Origin of the sequence: Streptomyces sp. NPDC058665, assembly GCF_042714995.1 — a bacterium.
Taxonomy (GTDB): Bacteria; Actinomycetota; Actinomycetes; order Streptomycetales; family Streptomycetaceae; genus Streptomyces.
Genome location: NZ_JBHXRX010000010.1, coordinates 89,198 through 104,844, shown reverse-complemented (window position 1 = coordinate 104,844; position 15,647 = coordinate 89,198). Strand labels below are relative to the sequence as shown.

Below are 15,647 nucleotides of genomic sequence, written 5' to 3'. Positions count from 1 at the left end.
CCGGCCGGCTTTCTGGTGCTCCAGGATCTTCGCCCCGCGGCCGGCGAGGCGGACGTGGCGGTCGCCAGGGCCGGCGCGGGCCTGGTCGAGGGCGTGCTCGATGCCGTCGTTGACGAAGTGGAACGTGGTGCCGCCGGGCCGCTCCCACGGATCACGCTTGGTGTGCGTCACGACGAAGACCGGAGTGTGGAAGGGCGCCTCCTCCGGCCATGTCTGCTCGCCGAAGTCGAACATGCGCTTTCCCATGACGTTCGCGCCGGTGCGCTCGAACGTCTCCCGCGCGACGTCGTTGTCGCGGCCCTCCTCGCCGCCCTCGCCCAGCTTCAGGTTCTCCCGGAAGAATCGCAGCGGGAACGCCCACTGCTGCAGCTCCGTCCACTGCGCCATCCAGCGCTGAACGTCCGGGTCGTCCTGCTTGTCGGGCGCGAGGAAGTCGTCGACAGGCACGGACTCGGGCGCGATGAAGCCGTCCAGCGACATCGACACGCTGAAGAACACCTTCCCGGACATCAGCTCTCCGCCTCCTTCCGTACGAGGCCGGTGACGTAGGCCGCCAGGTTGCTCAGGGTCTGCCGGCCGCCCTCGATCGCGTGGTACTTCTCGACCGCCTCGTCGCGCAGTTCCTTGGTGGGGAACACGGTGTGCATCTCGATCCGGGTCGCCGCGCCGTCCGGCGCGAAGGTCAGGACCGACTCGAAGGCGTTCGGGTCGTCGCGGGTCTCGCCGTGCAGCAGCGCGATCCGCTCCGGCGGGGTGATCCGCAGCCAGCGGATCCACTCGGAGTAGTCGGTCCCGTCCGGCCCGTGCAGTACGAAGACCCACTCCCCGCCCTCGCGGAACTCGAAGGACCGCGTCGTGGTGGTGAACCCCTCCGGACCCCACCACCGCGACAGGTGCCGCACCTCGGTGAACGCCTTGAACACCAGCTCCCGCGAGGCGTCGATGACCCGGGAGATCACGATCTCCCGGTCGGCCGCCGCCGACTCCGCCTGCGGTTCCTGTCTTGCCCCTGCCATCGGTCATTCCTCCTGTTGTGTCTGTTTGAGGTCCTGGACGTAGGTGTCCAGCCGGTCGAAACTCTCGTTCCAGAACCGCTCGAATCCGCCGACCCATTCGTGGACCGGCCGCAGCCCGTGGGCCTCCAGGCCGTAGAGGCGCTGCTTGCCGGCCTCGCGGACCCGCACCAGCCCCACCTCCCGGAGCACCCGCAGGTGCTTGGACGTCCGAGGCTGGCTTATCCCCAGCTCCTGGGCCAGGTCGGTCACCGGCCGCTCACCCGCCCGCAGCAGCGCCAGGATGTCCCTGCGCTGCGGCTCGGCGATCGCGTTGAACGCGTCCGACGTCGTCGCTGCTCGTGCCATGACGGCGATCATATTCCCATATCGGAATACGTCAAGCCGGTGGGGGATCGGGTGACCCTGGGCCGGAGCTTGACCGTCGAGAAGGCTGAACGACGGGCGATGACTTTGCCCCGGGCGAAGAGTCTCCTGTTCGACGCGATGCAGAGCGCGACCTCGAACAGGAGACTCTTCCGGTGACTGATTCGGAACTCACAGCGGACCGAGCCCGAAGGGCCGGGGTCTGGCCCTTGATCCATGCCGAGCGAGCGGCGCTGGCCGCCGATCTCGCGGACCTGACCGACGAGCGATGGACGATACGGTCGCTGTGCGACGACCTGACGGTGCGCGAGGTACTGGCCCATCTCACCTCAGGCGCGAGCCTCAACTCCGTGCGCTGGCTGGCGGGTGTGATCCGCTGCCGGTTCGACTTCGACAAACAGGTGGCCATGCGGCTCGCCGAGCAACTGGGCGCGAACCCGGCCGAGACGCTTGAGCGATTTCGGCGGATCGTCCCGAGCACGACCAAGCCTCCCCTCCCGGCCTTGGCCATGCTGGGCGAGACGGTCGTCCACGCGGAGGACATCCGGCGCCCGCTGGGCATCCGCCGCGATCATCCGATCGAAGTCGTCACGCGGGTGGCCGAGTACTACCACGGTACGGACCTCGTGGTCCTTGCCAAGGGACGTATCGGTGGCCTGCGACTCGTCGCGAACGACGGTCACTTCACGACGGGTTCGGGGCCGCTCGTGTTCGGCTCGACCGTGGCCCTGGTGATGGCCATGACCGGGCGCGCGGCGTACTGCGACGACCTGGAAGGCGACGGTGTCGGCCTCCTCCGTGAGCGCTGCGGACAGGCGTGACGGTGATCAGCGACGTACAAGGCCGTCGGACCGCGCCCCCTCACCGGTGAGCCAAGTGGGGCCGGGCCGGTTCTTCGGCCTGAACTGCCTCCTCGCGCCCCGGAGTCCGGACCGGAGCCGCCACCCTGCGCGGAACTCCGCACAGGGCCGTTACCGGCCCGCCGCGTAGAATGCCTGAACCGCGAGGCTGATCCACTCCGGGTGCTCCCAGGTGGTCCAGCGGGCACGCGCCGCCTTGTCGATCGTGGTCGCCGCCTCGTCCACGGACACGCCGCCCGCGCGCAGGCGCTCGACCTCGTCGCGTACGTGGGCCAGGTAGTCGCGTACGTCGCGGATCAGCGAGGTGTCCGCCACCTCGCCGTGGCCGGGGACGGCGATCTCCGCGTCGAGAGCGGCGAGTTGGTCGAGCACCGTGATCCAGCGCGCGCCGTCGACGTCGGTGTCGTACGGCGGGAAGTACGGCGTGATCGGGAAGATACGGGTCTCCAGCAGGTCCCCGCCGAACAGGACCCGGCCGTCGATGAGCACGGTCTGGTCGGAGGCGGTGTGCGCGGGGCCGACCGTGCGCAGTACGGCCGTACGGCCGCCGAGGTCGATCTCGGCCCGGTCGTCGTACACGAGGTCGGGGTCGACCAGCTCGACGCCTTCGAGTTGGGCGGCGACCGCCGGGCTCATGCCCCGGAACATGTCGATGTATGCGGGGCCCTTGCGGTGCAACTCGTCGCGCTGACCACGGTTGTAGACGATCGTGGTGCCCCCCGGCGAGTCCGACCCCCAGCGACGCCTGGTCTCCCTCGGGCGCGGTTACGTCGAGTGGGCCGTGGCCGACCCCTCGGCCGGCCGGTCTTCGGCGCCGGGGTGTCCGGTTCCGGCCACGAGATCTCGCCCCATCCGCACGAGGTCCTCGACCAGGAACTCGACCGGCTCACCGAGACCGGCGGACTGCCCGCTTCCTCGCGTCCCGGAGCCGACTTCGTGCTCTGGGCCGCCATCCACGGGCTCGCGACGCTGCTCATCGACGGGCTGGCGCGGGTGGACGACAGCCCGGGGGCCGTGGCTCGCGAGGCGGAGCGCGTCGTACGGGTCGTGCTCGACGGCCTGACGCGGGAGGCCGTGCCGGACGAGGGCCGGCCGGCCGTGCGCTCCCTCCATACGGAGCAACGCGCCGACGAGTAGGGCGCGGCTCCGTGTACCTCCTCGGGCCGACGGCCTCAGGACCCGTCGCCGCTCAGGAGTTGCTCCATCGCGGTGGCGTCCTCGTCGAAGGAGTCACGCCTGCGGTGGGGGCCGCAGCCCTGGACCAGGCGGGCGTAGTCGGCCGCGGCGGCGGCGATGCGGTCGCGCAGGACCGCCCCGTTCGACTGGGCGCCGAAGTCGTCCGTCGCGGCGTACACGCCCCGCGACGACACCAGGGCGTGGAGATAGGAGAACATCGGCCGTAGCGCGTGTTCGAGGACGAGAGAGTGCCGTTCGGTGCCGCCGGTCGCGCCCATGAGGATGGGCATGTCCGACAGCGTGTCCTCGGGGAGCACGTCGAAGAAGGACTTGAACAGGCCGCTGAAGGAAGCGTTGAACGCCGGGGTGACCGCGATGACCGCGTCGGCGTCCGCGACAGTGCCGAACGCCTTCTCCAGTGGGGCGGACGGGAATCCGCTGAACATCGCGTCGATGATGGCGTGCCCCAGCGGGCGCAGCTCGACGAACGAGGACTCGACCCTGACCCCGGCGCCGGCGAGTTCCGTGCGTACCGCCGCCTCAAGCCGGTTGGCGAGCATACGTGTTGACGACGGCTCGCGCAGTCCGCCGGTGATGATCGTGAGTTTGGTTGTCGTCACGTCATCCATCCTCCAACTCCCGTCAGGATTCGGTGGGTTCCTTGGTGTTTCCCGCATCACGGGCTCGCAGGAGCGACTGGTGCGTGGGGGCGTCCGGCGCTTCGGGGGAGCGGCCGACGGCGAACTCCTTGCGGAGCACCGGCACCACCTCTTCCCCCAGGAGGTCGAGCTGTTCGAGCACCGTCTTGAGCGGCAGTCCCGCGTGGTCGAGAAGGAACAACTGGCGCTGGTAGTCGCCCGCGTACTCCCGGAAGCCCAGCGTCTTCTCGATCACCTCCTGCGGGGAGCCGACCGTGAGAGGTGTGAGCGAGGTGAACTCCTCCAGCGACGGACCGTGCCCGTACACGGGCGCGTTGTCGAAGTACGGCCTGAACTCCCGTACGGCGTCCTGGCTGTTACGGCGCATGAACACCTGCCCACCCAGGCCGACGACGGCCGTCTCCGGTGCGCCGTGGCCGTAGTGCGCGAAGCGCTGCCGGTACATGTCCACCATCGTCCGCGTGTGCGACGCGGGCCAGAAGATGTGGTTGGCGAAGAATCCGTCGCCGTAGTACGCGGCCAGTTCCGCGACCTCGGGGGTGCGGATGGAGCCGTGCCAGACGAACGGCGGGATGCCGTCCAGCGGCCGGGGAGCGAGGGTGAAGCCCTGGAGGGGTGAGCGGAGCTTGCCCTCCCAGTCGACGACCTCCTCGCGCCACAGCCGGCGCAGCAGGCCGTAGTGCTCGACGGTCAGCGGGATGGCCTTGCGGATGTCCTGGCCGAACCACGGGTAGACCGGCCCGGTGTTCCCGCGTCCCAGCATCACGTCGGTCCGTCCGCCCGACAGATGCTGCAGGACGCTGAAGTCCTCGGCGATCTTCACGGGGTCGTTGGTGGTGATCAGCGTGGTCGACGTCGACAGGATGATCCGCTCGGTCTGCCCGGCGATGTAGCCGAGCAGGGTCGTGGGTGAGGACGGGACGAAGGGCGGATTGTGGTGCTCACCCGTGGCGAAGACGTCGAGGCCGACCTCCTCCGCCTTACGGGCGATGGTCACGCTGGCCCGGATCCGTTCGGCCTCGGTGGGGGCACCACCGGTGGTCGGATCGGGGGTCACATCACCGACGGTGAAGATTCCGAACTGCGTCCCGGTCGTCATGTCACGACACCTCTCAGCTCGCGCGGGGCCGCTCGTCTGCGCCCTGGTATCGGTTGCGGCACACGGCATCCGCCCCCGTGGCCTCCGTAGCCTCACAAACCACTTCATTTCTACCCAATGAGGCCGACGCCGAATCCGGGCCGTCCCCGGACGCCGGAGAGCACGCCCCGCCCGGGGCGAGTCCCTATTCGACGCCGACAGGCCTCCGGGCTGCCGTCGTGCGTCGCAGCCGGGCCGAGAGATGGTGTTGCAGCGGTTGGCCCACGGCCGCGAGGTCGTGGACGAACGTGAGCGCGTCGTCGTCCGTCAGGGTGTAGCGGCGACGCGTGGCGTCGACCTCCTTGGCGGTGGGGGTGCGGGCCACCTCGTGGGTGGCGAGGTCGACCGTCTCGCCGGTGGCCTGGCCCACCGAGATCTCCGCGATGCCGGTGGGCTGGGTGATCAGCGCCTCCACCCGGCCGTCCGGCTGGAGCCGCCACCAGCCGCTCTCGCGGGCCGACGGGCGCAGCGGCGCCCCGTCGGCGTCGAGCAGCCAGGCCCGGGTCTCGTAGCGGAGGAAGGGGCGGCCGTCGTGGCTGAAGGTGATCTCCTGCGCGTAGCTGAAATCCTCGGTGAGTGTGGGGTATTCGCCGCGTCCCCGGCCGCTCCAGGTGCCCAGAAGCCCGAGCACCGGCGCGAGCAGTGGGTGCGGTGCGGGAGCCCCGTCCGGGCGGTGGGTGTCGGGGTACGGGTGCTCTGGTGCGAGGTCGAACACGGTTCGCGCTCCTGGAGTCGGGGCCTGTGCCGCGTTGAAGCCTAAGGGCGGTCCCGTAATCCCTGGCGGGCGCGCGGCTCCGGGGAGCCCTCGTGGCCCGTCCCGTGCCGTGCATACATTCCATTTACGACGTTTCAACGCGATGAGGAGGAAAATGGCAAGTGTAGAGAAGTGATGGAGGCGAGAGATGTCCCAAACCCGCTACACCAAGGACCGCGGCCTGACCACGCGCATGGTGACCACCATGTTCCTGATCGGTCTGCTGTACGTGGTCCTGGTCGGTGTGCTGCTTGCCGTGCTGGGGAAGTTCTGGCCGGTGATCCTGATCATCGCCGGTGGCCTGTTCGTCGCGCAGTTCTGGTTCAGCGACAAGATCGCGGCCTTCGGCATGGGCGCGCGCGAGGTCACTCCGGAGCAGGCGCCCGAGCTGCACGGCGCCGTTGACCGTATCTGTGCGCTGGCCGACATGCCGAAGCCCAAGGTGGCGATATCGGAGAGTGACATACCGAACGCCTTCGCCACCGGCCGGAGCGAACGCAGCTCACTCGTCTGCGCCACCACCGGCCTGCTCCGCAGACTGGAACCGGAGGAGCTGGAGGGCGTCCTCGCCCACGAGATGTCGCACGTCGCGCACCGCGACGTCGCCGTCATGACCATCGCGTCGTTCCTGGGTGTGCTGGCGGGCCTGATGACCCGGATCGCGCTCTGGAGCGGACTGTCGCGAAGCGCCAGCAACGCCGGGCCCGCCGGTATCGCCATCCTGGTGATCCCGCTGGTCAGCGCGGTGGTGTACGCGATCGGCTTCCTGCTCACGCGACTGCTCTCCCGCTATCGCGAGCTCTCCGCCGACCGCACCGCTGCCCTGCTCACCGGCCGACCGTCGGCTCTGGCGTCGGCGCTGACCAAGGTGGACAGCCAGATGGCGCGGATCCCGACCAGGGACCTGCGGAAGGCGGAGCCGTACAACGCCTTCTTCTTCGTGCCGGCCTTCTCCTCCCGCGAGAGCCTGGGGCGGCTGCTGTCCTCGCACCCGACCCTTCAGCAGCGGCTGGACCAGCTCGCCCGGATGTCCGCCGAGCTCGCCCGCCCGTGACCCCGCCCGTGACCCGTCCGTCCCCCCCTCGTCACCGTGAGGAGCTGGTCCCGTGGGCCTTCTCGACACCATCCTGGGCCGGAGCAAACCGGTCCGGCCCGATCTCGACCAGCTCTTCGCGCTCCCTTCCGCCGCGCTGACGCTCCAGGCCGGAGCCGGCTACACGCCGACCGGCCTGGGCTCGGTCTGTTTCGCAGGTGTCGAGGGCGGCGGCTTCGCCCGGATCCGCCAGGACGTACAGGAACTGCTCGACGCGGACACCGGCGAGGGCGGCCACCCGGTGGAGTTCAGCCAGGACTCGTACGGGTACACGTGGCTGCTCTCCCGACAGGCGCCCGACGACACGGCCGCGCTGGTCAACGATCTGCACGCGGTCAACACACTGCTCCAGGACGGCGGCTTCGGCCCGCAGCTGCTCTGCTCCCTGATCAGTTTCCGTGATGCGGAACAGCGGCCGCTCGCCCTCGTCTACCTCTACAAACGCGGCAGCTTCTACCCCTTCGCGCCCCGGCCCGGTGACGCCGAGAAGCGGGACAACCAGCGAGAGCTCCAGGTCAGAGCGATCGTCGGGGACGATCTGCGGATCGAGCCCGATCTCGCCCGCTGGTTCCCCGTCTGGGGCGCGCCGGGACTCTGATCCGCGCCCACCGCCCCTTCACCGAGTCAGGCCGTACGTCAGGTCGTACAGCGATCGAGAACAGCCGTCGTCGAGTGCGCGGGCGCAGGCGTTCGCATCCGCTCGCGGTACTCCCGGGCCGTCGCCACCAGCGCGTCGAGGGCCCCCCTCGTACGCATGAGGTCGTCGATGTGCTCGGAGAGCCGTTCGCGTTCCTGTGCCATCCGCTCCAGCGCCGCGTCCGAGTTCACCTCGCTGGGCGCGTCGACGCACGGCAGCAGCTCGTAGATCGTCCGGCTGGAGAGCCCCGCCGCGTACAGCCGCTGGACGAACGCGACCCGCTCGACCTCGCTGTCCGTGTAGTGCCGCTGCCCGCTGGGGCTGCGGGTGCTGGCGAGCAGCCCCTGCTCCTCGTAGTAGCGCACCGATCTGACGCTGACTCCGGCGCGCGAGGCGAGTTCACCGATCCGCACAAGGCCCTCCCGATGCTGTCCTGTGTCTTGTGCCCTGTGTCGTGCGTCACAAGGCTTGCCTCTGACGTCGATGTGAGGTTTTAGCGTAACCGCAGTGCTCGAAACCCGGGCACGGCGCATCTCGCATCTCGCACCTCGCATCGCGAAGGAGTCCTGACGTGACGACCCTCTTCACCCGTTACCGGCTCGGCGGCCTCACCCTGCCCAACAGGGTGGTCATGGCCCCGATGACCAGGGTCCGCGCTGCGGCCGATGGGCTGGCCACGCCGTCGATGGCCGCCTACTACGCCCAGCGGGCCACGGCCGGGCTGATCGTGAGCGAAGGGGTCCAGCCGAGCGCGATCGGGCAGTCCAACCCGGGCACCCCCGGACTCCACACCGACGAGCAGGTCGTCTCGTGGCGCCCCGTGACCGCCGCCGTCCACGCCAACGGCGGGCGGATCTTCGCCCAGCTCATGCACGGCGGACGGGTCTCGCATCCCGACACCATCGGTACGCGGCCGGTCGGCCCCTCCGCCGTCCCCGCCGTCGGCGACGTATTCACGCCGACCGGGCCCCAGCCCGCCCCGACGCCGCGCGCACTGGACGCCGCCGAGGTGCCCGAGCATGTCCGGTCGTACGCCCAGGCCGCCCGCCGTGCCACCGACGCCGGCTTCGACGGTGTCGAACTGCACGGCGCCAACGGTTACTTGATCTCGCAGTTCCTCTCCTCCAACGCCAACCTGCGCACCGACGGCTACGGCGGCCCGATCGCGAACCGGATCAGGTTCGCCGTCGAGGCGGCTGCCGCCACCGCCGACGCCATCGGCGGGCACCGGACCGGCATCAGGCTCTCCCCGGGCGGGACGTTCTGGGGAGTCGAGGAGAAGGACGTCAGCGAGCTGTACGCCGCACTGCTGACCGAACTGGCCCAACTCGACCTGGGTTACGTCCACATCGAGGCCACCGCCGACGAAGAGGTGCTCGTCGCCCTGCGCCGGGCCTGGCCTGGCACCCTCGTCATGAACCCCACCCTCCCCATGGGACCGAAGCAGGCCGGCAGGGAGGACGCCGACCACTGGCTCGGGCTGGGCGCCGACCTCATCAGCTTCGGCCGCGCCTTCATCGCCAACCCCGACCTCGTCGAGCGGCTGCGCGCCGGACTGCCGATCGCGCCCGTCGACGAGGCCACGTACTACCAGGGCGGTGACGCGGGCTATCTGACCTACCCGGCCCACGAGTACGCGGCCTGAGGCGACGGCCGAGGCGCCGCCGGGTCGGTGAGAACGGCCACCGGCCTCCCGTGGATCACCACGGGAGGCCGGCGACTGCGTGCGGGGGCTTTACAGCACGTTGTTGCCGAAGATCACGTTGGTGTTGAAGCTGTCGTTGATGACGAAGCTGTCCTTGATGAGGACGTTGTCCTTGATCACCGTGGAGACGAACTCGCTGTCCACGATGTAGTTGCCGCGGTCGTGCTTCTTGCCGTACTCCTCGCCGTGCTCACCGGCGGAGGCGGCGCCCGCGCTGCCGAGAATGGCGACGGCGGCGAGAGCGGTGGCGGCAACTGCTGTACGGATACGCATGTATCTACTCTTTCTGGGTGTTGTGCGGGGACTGTCGGACTCTGCACCCATTGACGTCCGGCGCCCCTCGATAACCGGCCGACGGGGCAGACCACTCCGATGCCGGGCAGGGCCTCGCCCCGTCGGCCGGTCAGCCGTTCTTCGGGGGAGGGCCGACCGGGCGGATCGGCATGAAGGGCGAAATTAAGTCAGTCGCTTGCTTTAGCTCGGTGGGGGGAGTTCACTGATCACGTACTCGAAGCCGACCCCGAGGAGGTTCGATGAGCGGCTCCCAGTCAGGTGCCGGTACCCTCGTGCCCGTGAGAGGGAAGACCGGCCGGGGGGATCGGGCCGACGCGACGCGGGAGTTGATTCTCGCGACGGCGGAGCGGCTGTTCGCCGAGCACGGAGTCTTCGCCGTCTCCAACCGGCAGGTCAGCGAAGCGGCGGGACAGGGCAACAACGCCGCGGTCGGCTACCACTTCGGTACGAAGACGGACCTCGTACGGGCGATCGCACGCAAGCACGCGGAGCCGGTCGAAGAGGTCCGGCTGCGGATGGTGGCCGAGGTCGGGGACTCGTCTGACGTACGGGACTGGGTGGCCTGCCTCGTACGCCCGAGCACCAATCATCTCGCCGAGCTCGGCAGCCCCACGTGGTACGCCCGGTTCACCGCACAGGCGATGACGGACCCCGGCCTGCGCGAGATCATGGTCCATGAATCCCGCACCGCTCCCTCGCTGCGCCGGATCATCCAGGGGCTCGACGAGTGCCTGTCGGATCTGCCGGCCGAAGTACGGGCCGAGCGCGGTGACATGGCCCGGCAGCTGATGGTGCACATCTGCGCCGAACGGGAGCGGGCGCTCGCGCTCGGTACCGCCACTCCACGGTCGAGTTGGTACGGCGCCGGGACCGGTCTGATCGACGCGATCGTCGGGCTCTGGCTGGCCCCCGTCTCCCAGACCTGATCACCACTCGCACCTGAGGATGTCTCGGGCCGTTCCGGTCTGCCCCTGAACCCCTGGCCCTCTCATGCCCGGACTGGCTCCCCGCCCGCCCCGTGCGCGCTGATGAGGCCACCCCCTGCGACCCCCACGTCCCTCACCGAACCGCAGACGGAGGAGTTCCGAACGATGAAAGCAACGGTGGAGCGGACGCCGCTCCCCACGGGCCGTGAGGCCGCCGACGTGCTGGTGGTCGGCGCGTCCGCCGCCGGGCTGAGCACGGTGGAGGCGTTACGGCGCCAGGGCTACGCGGGCAGGGTGACCGTGCTGGGCGCGGAGACACACCCGCCGTACGACCGGCCACCGCTGTCGAAGCAGGTTCTCGCCGGCCTCTGGGATCCCGGCCGGGCCCAACTGCGGTCGCGGGAGGCGCTGTCGGCGCTGGAGGCCGAGTTCATCCTGGGCGAGCCGGCGGTCGGCCTGGACCCGGCGACCCGCACGGTACGCACCGCGTCCGGCCACACGCTGAGTGCCGACGCCGTGGTCGTGGCCACCGGAACGCGCCCCCGCGCCTTTCCGGGCCAAGCCGGTCTGGCCGGGGTTCACGTACTGCGCACCCTCGATGACGCGCTCGCACTCCGCGACGCACTACTGGACTCGGCCCGGCTCGTCGTCGTGGGCGACGGAGTACTCGGCGCCGAGATCGCCGCCACCGCCCGCACCATGGGCCTGGACGTCACCGTCGCCGGGCCTCAGCACGCGCCCATGGCGAGCCAACTCGGCCCCCGTGTCGCCGACTTGCTCGCCGAACTGCACACCGGGCGCGGGGTACGTCTGAGGCTGGGCGCCGGTGTCCGCAGGCTGGTCGGGAGCGCGGGCGCTGTCACCGGCGTCGGTCTCGACAGCGGCGAGGTACTGTCCGCGGATCTCGTCGTGGTGGCGATCGGCGCCGACCCGGTGACCGGGTGGCTCCAGGACAGCGGCCTTCGGGTGGACAACGGGCTTGTCTGTGACTCCCGTTGCCGGGCGGGCGAGGGCGTGTACGCCGTCGGGGACGTGGCGCGCTGGCATCACGACCAGCTTGGCGCGCTGCTACGGCTGGAGAACCGGACCAACGCCGGCGAGCAGGCCATGGTCGTCGCCGCCAACATCCTCGGTGGCGACCGGGCTTACACGCCCGTGCCGTACTTCTGGACCGACCAGTTCGACACGAAGATCCAGGTGCACGGCTTCATTCCGACCGGCGCCGACACCGGCGCAGACGCCGAGACGGACACGGACGCGGACGCCAATGCCGACGCCGGGATGACCGTCGTGGACGGAGACCCGGCGACCGGACGATTCGTCGCGCGGTACCGACACGCCGGCAGGGTCACCGGAGTTCTCGGCTGGAACATGCCAAAGCAGACCCGCCTTCGCCGCCAGGGCGTCGCCGACGCGCTCGCCGACGGACCGGCGCGGGCCACCGCCCTGCGCTGACAGGCCCGTTCCCCCTCACAACCACAACTCCCCACAACACACCCCCCTTTGGAGCGGAGACATGACCAACACCGTCGAATCCGTGGGCGAAAGCCCGGCCGCCGTACCCGAGTTCCCGATGACCCGAGCCGCCCGCTGCCCGTTCGACCCGCCGCCGACCGCGGTCGCCAAGCAGAAGGAGGCCCCGCTCACCAAGGTCCGGCTCTGGGACGACAGCACCCCCTGGCTGGTGACGCGTTACGCCGAACAGCGCGCCCTCATCGCCGATCCCCGGGTCAGCGCCGACATCAACCGTCCCGGCTACCCGCTCCAGGTACCGCTCCCTCCCGGTGGCGCGGCGGCCAGCTTCATCCTCATGGACGACCCCGAGCACGCCCGGCTGCGGCGCATGGTGACGGCGCCCTTCGCCATCAAGCGGGTGGAAGCGCTGCGACCCGCTGTCCAGCGGATCGTCGACGAGCTCATCGACGACATGCTCGCCGGTCCGAAACCCGTCGACCTGGTGGAGGCGTTCGCGCTGCCGGTGCCCTCGCTGGTGATCTGCGAACTGCTCGGGGTCCCCTACAGCGACCACGACTTCTTCCAGGACAACAGCAAGGTCATCATCAAGCGGGACGCCGACCCCGAGGACCGGCTCGGCGCCCGGAACGCGCTGCTCGGCTATCTGGACGACCTCATGGGCCGGAAGATCGCCGCCCCCACCGACGATCTCCTGTCCGGCCTGGCCGAGCGCGTGACGGCGGGGGAGCTGACCCGGACCGAGGCGGCGCAGATGGGAGTGCTGCTGCTGATCGCCGGACACGAGACCACCGCGAACATGATCGCGCTCGGTACGCTCGCGCTGCTCGAACACCCCGCCCAACTCGATCTCCTGCGGGACTCCGACGATCCCAAGCTGGTCGCGTCGGCCGTCGAGGAGCTGCTGCGCTACCTCAACATCGTCCACAACGGCAGCCGCCGGGTCGCGCTCGAAGACATCGACATCGCCGGTGAACACGTCCGGGCCGGCGACGGGCTGATCATCGCCAACGACATCGGCAACCGCGACCCCGACGCCTTCCCCGACCCCGACCGTCTCGACATCGGGCGCGACGCCCGCCACCACGTGGCCTTCGGCTTCGGCGTCCACCAGTGTCTGGGCCAGCCGCTGGCCCGGCTGGAACTCCAGGTCGTCTACAGCACCCTCTACCGGCGCGTCCCCACCCTGCGGCTCGCCGCCGACATCGGCCAACTCCCGTTCAAGCACGACGGGAACGTGTACGGGGTCTACGAGCTGCCCGTCACCTGGTGATCCGCCCTGCCCGACCCAACCCCACCGAAGGAGCCCTCATGAAGATCACTCTCGACCAGGACCGGTGCGTCGCGTCCGGACAGTGCGTCGTGGCCGCCGCCGATGTGTTCGACCAGCGCGACGAGGACGGCATCGCCGTACTCCTCAACGCCGAGCCTTCCGCCGATCAGGCAGCCGACACCCGCCACGCCGCGTCCGTCTGTCCGGCGCTCGCCATCCACATCCAGGAGTGATGCCACGCCGGTGTCACTCACCGGCAATCACTCCGGCATTCACTCGAACGGCGTAGTCCGGCTGGTAGTGGGAGCGGGACCGGCGGATTGTCGGCCCCATGCCGGAGTGGTCCGGAGAGCGGGCCACCTACGTGGCCGAGGAGGCTCTCATGGCACAGACCGCGTCCCCTTCGGGGGCTCATCAGACACCGCACCGCAGGAGCCACGGCGGGGCGTCGTGGGCGACGGGCGGGGCCATGTTCGCCGGGGTCCTGCTGTTCGTGGACGGTGTGCTGTCCGTTCTGAACGGTGTGGTGGCCGTCGCGCGGGACAACGTGTTCACGCTCAGCGGAAGCTACACCTACCAGTTCACCCTGACCTCGTGGGGCGTGATCCATCTGGTGGTGGGCACGCTTCTGATCCTCACCGGGCTGGGCATCGTCCGGCGCGCGCCCTGGGCGCGGGTGATCGGGGTGGGCATGGCCGCCGTGAGTGTCGTGGCGAACTTCATGTGGCTGCCGTACCAGCCCGTCTGGGCGGTGGTCACCATCGCGATCGGCGTCTTCGTCATCTGGTCGCTGCTGACCGACCGCTCCAGGGCGGCGGTGCGGTAGCCGGCTGTACGGCGAGCGGCCGGGTTCTGCCCGGCCGCGTCGTCGTCGCCCCTCAGGAACGCGGACGGCGGGCCTGGTCGTCCCGCTCCGCGTTCTTCTCCTTGATCCGCGCGGCTTCCTTCCGGACCTCGGCCTGCGTGGCGCGCTCCCGCCGCAGCCAGGAGGGAAGCTCCTCCTTGAGCGCCTCGATCTGCTCCGTGGTCAGCGCCTCGGTGACGCCGCCACGGGCGAGACCCGCGATGGAGACGCCCAGCCTGGCCGCGACCACCGGCCGGGGATGCGGACCGTCGCGCCGCAGTTCCAGCAGCCACTCGGGCGGGTCCGTCTGGAGCGCGTTCAACTCGGTGCGTGAGACGACACCCTCCTGGAAATCGGCGGGGGTGGCCTCAAGGTAGACACCCAGTTTCTTCGCCGCCGTGGCGGGCTTCATCGTCTGGGTGGTCTGGTGCGACTTCATGGTGTCCAGACTATCGAGCGGGTAAGGGCTGTCCGACCACGGCCGGTAGCCTGGCTGAGTGACAGGCTCGGAGGTACCCCTCGCGTCCCCCACGTTCCGGCTCGCGTACGTACCGGGGGTGATCCCCGGCAAGTGGGTGCGGATCTGGAACGATCGGCTCCCCGACGTACCACTGACCCTGACCACGATCGCCGCGGCAGACGCGGCGGATGCGCTGCGCGCGGGGGAGGCCGACGCGGGATTCGTACGGCTGCCGGTCGACCGGACGGACCTCAGCGCGATCCCGCTCTACACCGAGACGACGGTCGTCCTCGTGCCGAAGGACCACCTCGTGGCCGCGGCGGACGAGGTGTCCGTCGCGGATCTGGCCGACGACATCGTGATGCACCCCCTCGACGACACCCTCGACTGGGCCGGCCCCCTGCCCGGACTGCCCGCGAAGCAGCGACCCGCCACGACGGGGGACGCCGTGGAGCTGGTGGCGGCAGGCGTGGGACTGCTCGTCGTCCCGCAGTCGCTCGCCCGCCTGCACCACCGCAAGGACCTCACCTACCGGACGGTCTCCGACGCCCCCGAGTCGCGCGTCGCACTGTCGTGGCCGGAGGAGCGGACCACCGATCTGGTCGAGGAGTTCATCGGGATCGTCCGGGGGCGCACCGTCAACAGCTCACGGGGCCGCCGCGCGGCCCCGGCGCAGGAGCAGCCGGGCTCATCGAAGGCCAAGCCGAAACCGAAGGCGAAGCGCTCGGACACGGCAGGCGCCCGCCGGAAGCCCGCCGCGGGCAAGTCGACGGGCAGGAATCCCCGGAGCGGCGGCTCGGGCGGCGGTACGGGGGGTACGGGCGGTACGAAGAGCGGCCGGCGCGGCAGACCGGGCCGCCGCTCCTAGGGCCTGTCGTTCGGATCAGGCCTTGCCGGTTCACCGGTCGGCGCGTCCCGGCCCCGGTCGGCCGGGAGTTGACGGATCGGAGCGGCCGGCAGTGCGTCAATCACCCGA

Annotated in this window: 21 protein-coding genes; 11 read left to right on the top strand and 10 right to left on the bottom strand. The window is 70.1% G+C overall.

The window, feature by feature from the left end:
- From ACFWV8_RS08950 to ACFWV8_RS08940, 3 genes are all read right to left on the bottom strand, one after another.
- Nucleotides 1-510 (bottom strand): dihydrofolate reductase family protein (locus ACFWV8_RS08950; protein WP_384199064.1); only part of this gene is annotated, 510 nt, incomplete at its 3' end.
- Nucleotides 510-1,016, bottom strand: coding sequence for an SRPBCC family protein (locus ACFWV8_RS08945; RefSeq protein ID WP_384199063.1), 507 nt, complete (start codon nucleotides 1,014-1,016; stop codon nucleotides 510-512). The genes ACFWV8_RS08950 and ACFWV8_RS08945, both read right to left, overlap by 1 nt.
- A gap of 3 nt (nucleotides 1,017-1,019) precedes the next feature.
- Nucleotides 1,020-1,361, bottom strand: coding sequence for an ArsR/SmtB family transcription factor (locus tag ACFWV8_RS08940; RefSeq protein ID WP_384199062.1), 342 nt, complete (start codon nucleotides 1,359-1,361; stop codon nucleotides 1,020-1,022).
- Between the two features lie 173 nt (nucleotides 1,362-1,534).
- On the opposite strand from ACFWV8_RS08940, the gene ACFWV8_RS08935 reads away from it, so the two are divergent.
- A complete protein-coding gene (locus ACFWV8_RS08935; protein WP_384199061.1) occupies nucleotides 1,535-2,200 on the top strand; it encodes a maleylpyruvate isomerase family mycothiol-dependent enzyme in 666 nt (221 codons plus the stop codon).
- Between the two features lie 150 nt (nucleotides 2,201-2,350).
- Here the strand turns inward: ACFWV8_RS08935 and ACFWV8_RS08930 are convergent, their stop codons facing one another.
- Nucleotides 2,351-2,875 (bottom strand): MBL fold metallo-hydrolase, encoded by a 525-nt coding sequence (locus ACFWV8_RS08930; protein WP_384199060.1) that lies wholly within the window; start codon nucleotides 2,873-2,875, stop codon nucleotides 2,351-2,353.
- A gap of 138 nt (nucleotides 2,876-3,013) precedes the next feature.
- On the opposite strand from ACFWV8_RS08930, the gene ACFWV8_RS08925 reads away from it, so the two are divergent.
- Entirely contained in the window at nucleotides 3,014-3,376 is a 363-nt protein-coding gene (locus ACFWV8_RS08925) for a hypothetical protein (RefSeq protein WP_384199059.1), read from the top strand.
- A 35-nt stretch (nucleotides 3,377-3,411) separates the two neighbouring features.
- Here the strand turns inward: ACFWV8_RS08925 and ACFWV8_RS08920 are convergent, their stop codons facing one another.
- The 3 genes from ACFWV8_RS08920 to ACFWV8_RS08910 form a co-directional block, all read right to left on the bottom strand.
- Nucleotides 3,412-4,035, bottom strand: coding sequence for a CE1759 family FMN reductase (locus tag ACFWV8_RS08920; RefSeq protein ID WP_384199058.1), 624 nt, complete (start codon nucleotides 4,033-4,035; stop codon nucleotides 3,412-3,414).
- Nucleotides 4,036-4,057: 22 nt separating this feature from the next.
- Nucleotides 4,058-5,173, bottom strand: coding sequence for an LLM class flavin-dependent oxidoreductase (locus tag ACFWV8_RS08915; protein ID WP_384199057.1), 1,116 nt, complete (start codon nucleotides 5,171-5,173; stop codon nucleotides 4,058-4,060).
- Between the two features lie 184 nt (nucleotides 5,174-5,357).
- Nucleotides 5,358-5,927, bottom strand: a complete 570-nt coding sequence (locus tag ACFWV8_RS08910) for an FABP family protein (protein WP_384199056.1) — start codon at nucleotides 5,925-5,927, stop codon at nucleotides 5,358-5,360.
- Between the two features lie 187 nt (nucleotides 5,928-6,114).
- On the opposite strand from ACFWV8_RS08910, the gene htpX reads away from it, so the two are divergent.
- Both htpX and ACFWV8_RS08900 read left to right on the top strand, forming a co-directional pair.
- Nucleotides 6,115-7,020 carry a zinc metalloprotease HtpX gene (gene htpX / locus ACFWV8_RS08905; protein WP_329377868.1) on the top strand — a complete coding sequence of 302 codons (906 nt, stop codon included), beginning with the start codon at nucleotides 6,115-6,117 and terminating at the stop codon, nucleotides 7,018-7,020.
- Nucleotides 7,021-7,072: 52 nt separating this feature from the next.
- Nucleotides 7,073-7,657 (top strand): hypothetical protein, encoded by a 585-nt coding sequence (locus tag ACFWV8_RS08900; protein ID WP_384199055.1) that lies wholly within the window; start codon nucleotides 7,073-7,075, stop codon nucleotides 7,655-7,657.
- Nucleotides 7,658-7,695: 38 nt separating this feature from the next.
- Here ACFWV8_RS08900 and ACFWV8_RS08895 read toward each other — a convergent pair whose 3' ends face one another.
- Nucleotides 7,696-8,109: a MerR family transcriptional regulator gene (locus tag ACFWV8_RS08895; RefSeq protein WP_384199054.1), complete on the bottom strand. Its 414-nt coding sequence runs from the start codon at nucleotides 8,107-8,109 to the stop codon at nucleotides 7,696-7,698.
- Nucleotides 8,110-8,267: 158 nt separating this feature from the next.
- On the opposite strand from ACFWV8_RS08895, the gene ACFWV8_RS08890 reads away from it, so the two are divergent.
- A complete protein-coding gene (locus ACFWV8_RS08890) occupies nucleotides 8,268-9,341 on the top strand; it encodes an alkene reductase (protein ID WP_384199053.1) in 1,074 nt (357 codons plus the stop codon).
- A gap of 90 nt (nucleotides 9,342-9,431) precedes the next feature.
- Here ACFWV8_RS08890 and ACFWV8_RS08885 read toward each other — a convergent pair whose 3' ends face one another.
- Complete coding sequence (locus ACFWV8_RS08885) at nucleotides 9,432-9,674, bottom strand: hypothetical protein (protein ID WP_384199052.1); 243 nt, start codon at nucleotides 9,672-9,674, stop codon at nucleotides 9,432-9,434.
- 299 nt (nucleotides 9,675-9,973) lie between these two features.
- Between ACFWV8_RS08885 and ACFWV8_RS08880 the strand changes: the two genes are divergently transcribed.
- The 5 genes from ACFWV8_RS08880 (at nucleotide 9,974) to ACFWV8_RS08860 (ending at nucleotide 14,193) form a co-directional block, all read left to right on the top strand.
- Nucleotides 9,974-10,621: a TetR/AcrR family transcriptional regulator gene (locus ACFWV8_RS08880; protein ID WP_384199051.1), complete on the top strand. Its 648-nt coding sequence runs from the start codon at nucleotides 9,974-9,976 to the stop codon at nucleotides 10,619-10,621.
- A gap of 165 nt (nucleotides 10,622-10,786) precedes the next feature.
- The gene (locus ACFWV8_RS08875) at nucleotides 10,787-12,076 is read left to right on the top strand and encodes an NAD(P)/FAD-dependent oxidoreductase (protein WP_384199050.1); all 1,290 of its coding nucleotides are present in this window, start codon (nucleotides 10,787-10,789) and stop codon (nucleotides 12,074-12,076) included.
- Between the two features lie 61 nt (nucleotides 12,077-12,137).
- Nucleotides 12,138-13,367: a cytochrome P450 gene (locus tag ACFWV8_RS08870; protein WP_384199049.1), complete on the top strand. Its 1,230-nt coding sequence runs from the start codon at nucleotides 12,138-12,140 to the stop codon at nucleotides 13,365-13,367.
- A gap of 38 nt (nucleotides 13,368-13,405) precedes the next feature.
- Nucleotides 13,406-13,600, top strand: a complete 195-nt coding sequence (locus ACFWV8_RS08865) for a ferredoxin (protein WP_384199048.1) — start codon at nucleotides 13,406-13,408, stop codon at nucleotides 13,598-13,600.
- A 149-nt stretch (nucleotides 13,601-13,749) separates the two neighbouring features.
- Nucleotides 13,750-14,193 carry a hypothetical protein gene (locus ACFWV8_RS08860; RefSeq protein ID WP_384199047.1) on the top strand — a complete coding sequence of 148 codons (444 nt, stop codon included), beginning with the start codon at nucleotides 13,750-13,752 and terminating at the stop codon, nucleotides 14,191-14,193.
- Between the two features lie 52 nt (nucleotides 14,194-14,245).
- Here the strand turns inward: ACFWV8_RS08860 and ACFWV8_RS08855 are convergent, their stop codons facing one another.
- Nucleotides 14,246-14,650, bottom strand: a complete 405-nt coding sequence (locus ACFWV8_RS08855; RefSeq protein ID WP_329377848.1) for a DUF5997 family protein — start codon at nucleotides 14,648-14,650, stop codon at nucleotides 14,246-14,248.
- 58 nt (nucleotides 14,651-14,708) lie between these two features.
- Between ACFWV8_RS08855 and ACFWV8_RS08850 the strand changes: the two genes are divergently transcribed.
- Nucleotides 14,709-15,539, top strand: a complete 831-nt coding sequence (locus ACFWV8_RS08850; RefSeq protein WP_384199046.1) for a LysR family substrate-binding domain-containing protein — start codon at nucleotides 14,709-14,711, stop codon at nucleotides 15,537-15,539.
- The last annotated feature ends 108 nt before the right edge of the window (nucleotides 15,540-15,647 follow it).

Coding starts and splice junctions, on each gene's coding strand:
- ACFWV8_RS08915 (WP_384199057.1), bottom strand. CDS start 5,173: ATGACGACCGGGACGCAGTTCGGAATCTTCACCGTCGGTGATGTGACC.
- ACFWV8_RS08860 (WP_384199047.1), top strand. CDS start 13,750: ATGGCACAGACCGCGTCCCCTTCGGGGGCTCATCAGACACCGCACCGC.
- ACFWV8_RS08870 (WP_384199049.1), top strand. CDS start 12,138: ATGACCAACACCGTCGAATCCGTGGGCGAAAGCCCGGCCGCCGTACCC.
- ACFWV8_RS08855 (WP_329377848.1), bottom strand. CDS start 14,650: ATGAAGTCGCACCAGACCACCCAGACGATGAAGCCCGCCACGGCGGCG.
- ACFWV8_RS08940 (WP_384199062.1), bottom strand. CDS start 1,361: ATGGCACGAGCAGCGACGACGTCGGACGCGTTCAACGCGATCGCCGAG.
- ACFWV8_RS08930 (WP_384199060.1), bottom strand. CDS start 2,875: ATGAGCCCGGCGGTCGCCGCCCAACTCGAAGGCGTCGAGCTGGTCGAC.
- ACFWV8_RS08945 (WP_384199063.1), bottom strand. CDS start 1,016: ATGGCAGGGGCAAGACAGGAACCGCAGGCGGAGTCGGCGGCGGCCGAC.
- htpX (WP_329377868.1), top strand. CDS start 6,115: ATGTCCCAAACCCGCTACACCAAGGACCGCGGCCTGACCACGCGCATG.
- ACFWV8_RS08885 (WP_384199052.1), bottom strand. CDS start 9,674: ATGCGTATCCGTACAGCAGTTGCCGCCACCGCTCTCGCCGCCGTCGCC.
- ACFWV8_RS08875 (WP_384199050.1), top strand. CDS start 10,787: ATGAAAGCAACGGTGGAGCGGACGCCGCTCCCCACGGGCCGTGAGGCC.
- ACFWV8_RS08865 (WP_384199048.1), top strand. CDS start 13,406: ATGAAGATCACTCTCGACCAGGACCGGTGCGTCGCGTCCGGACAGTGC.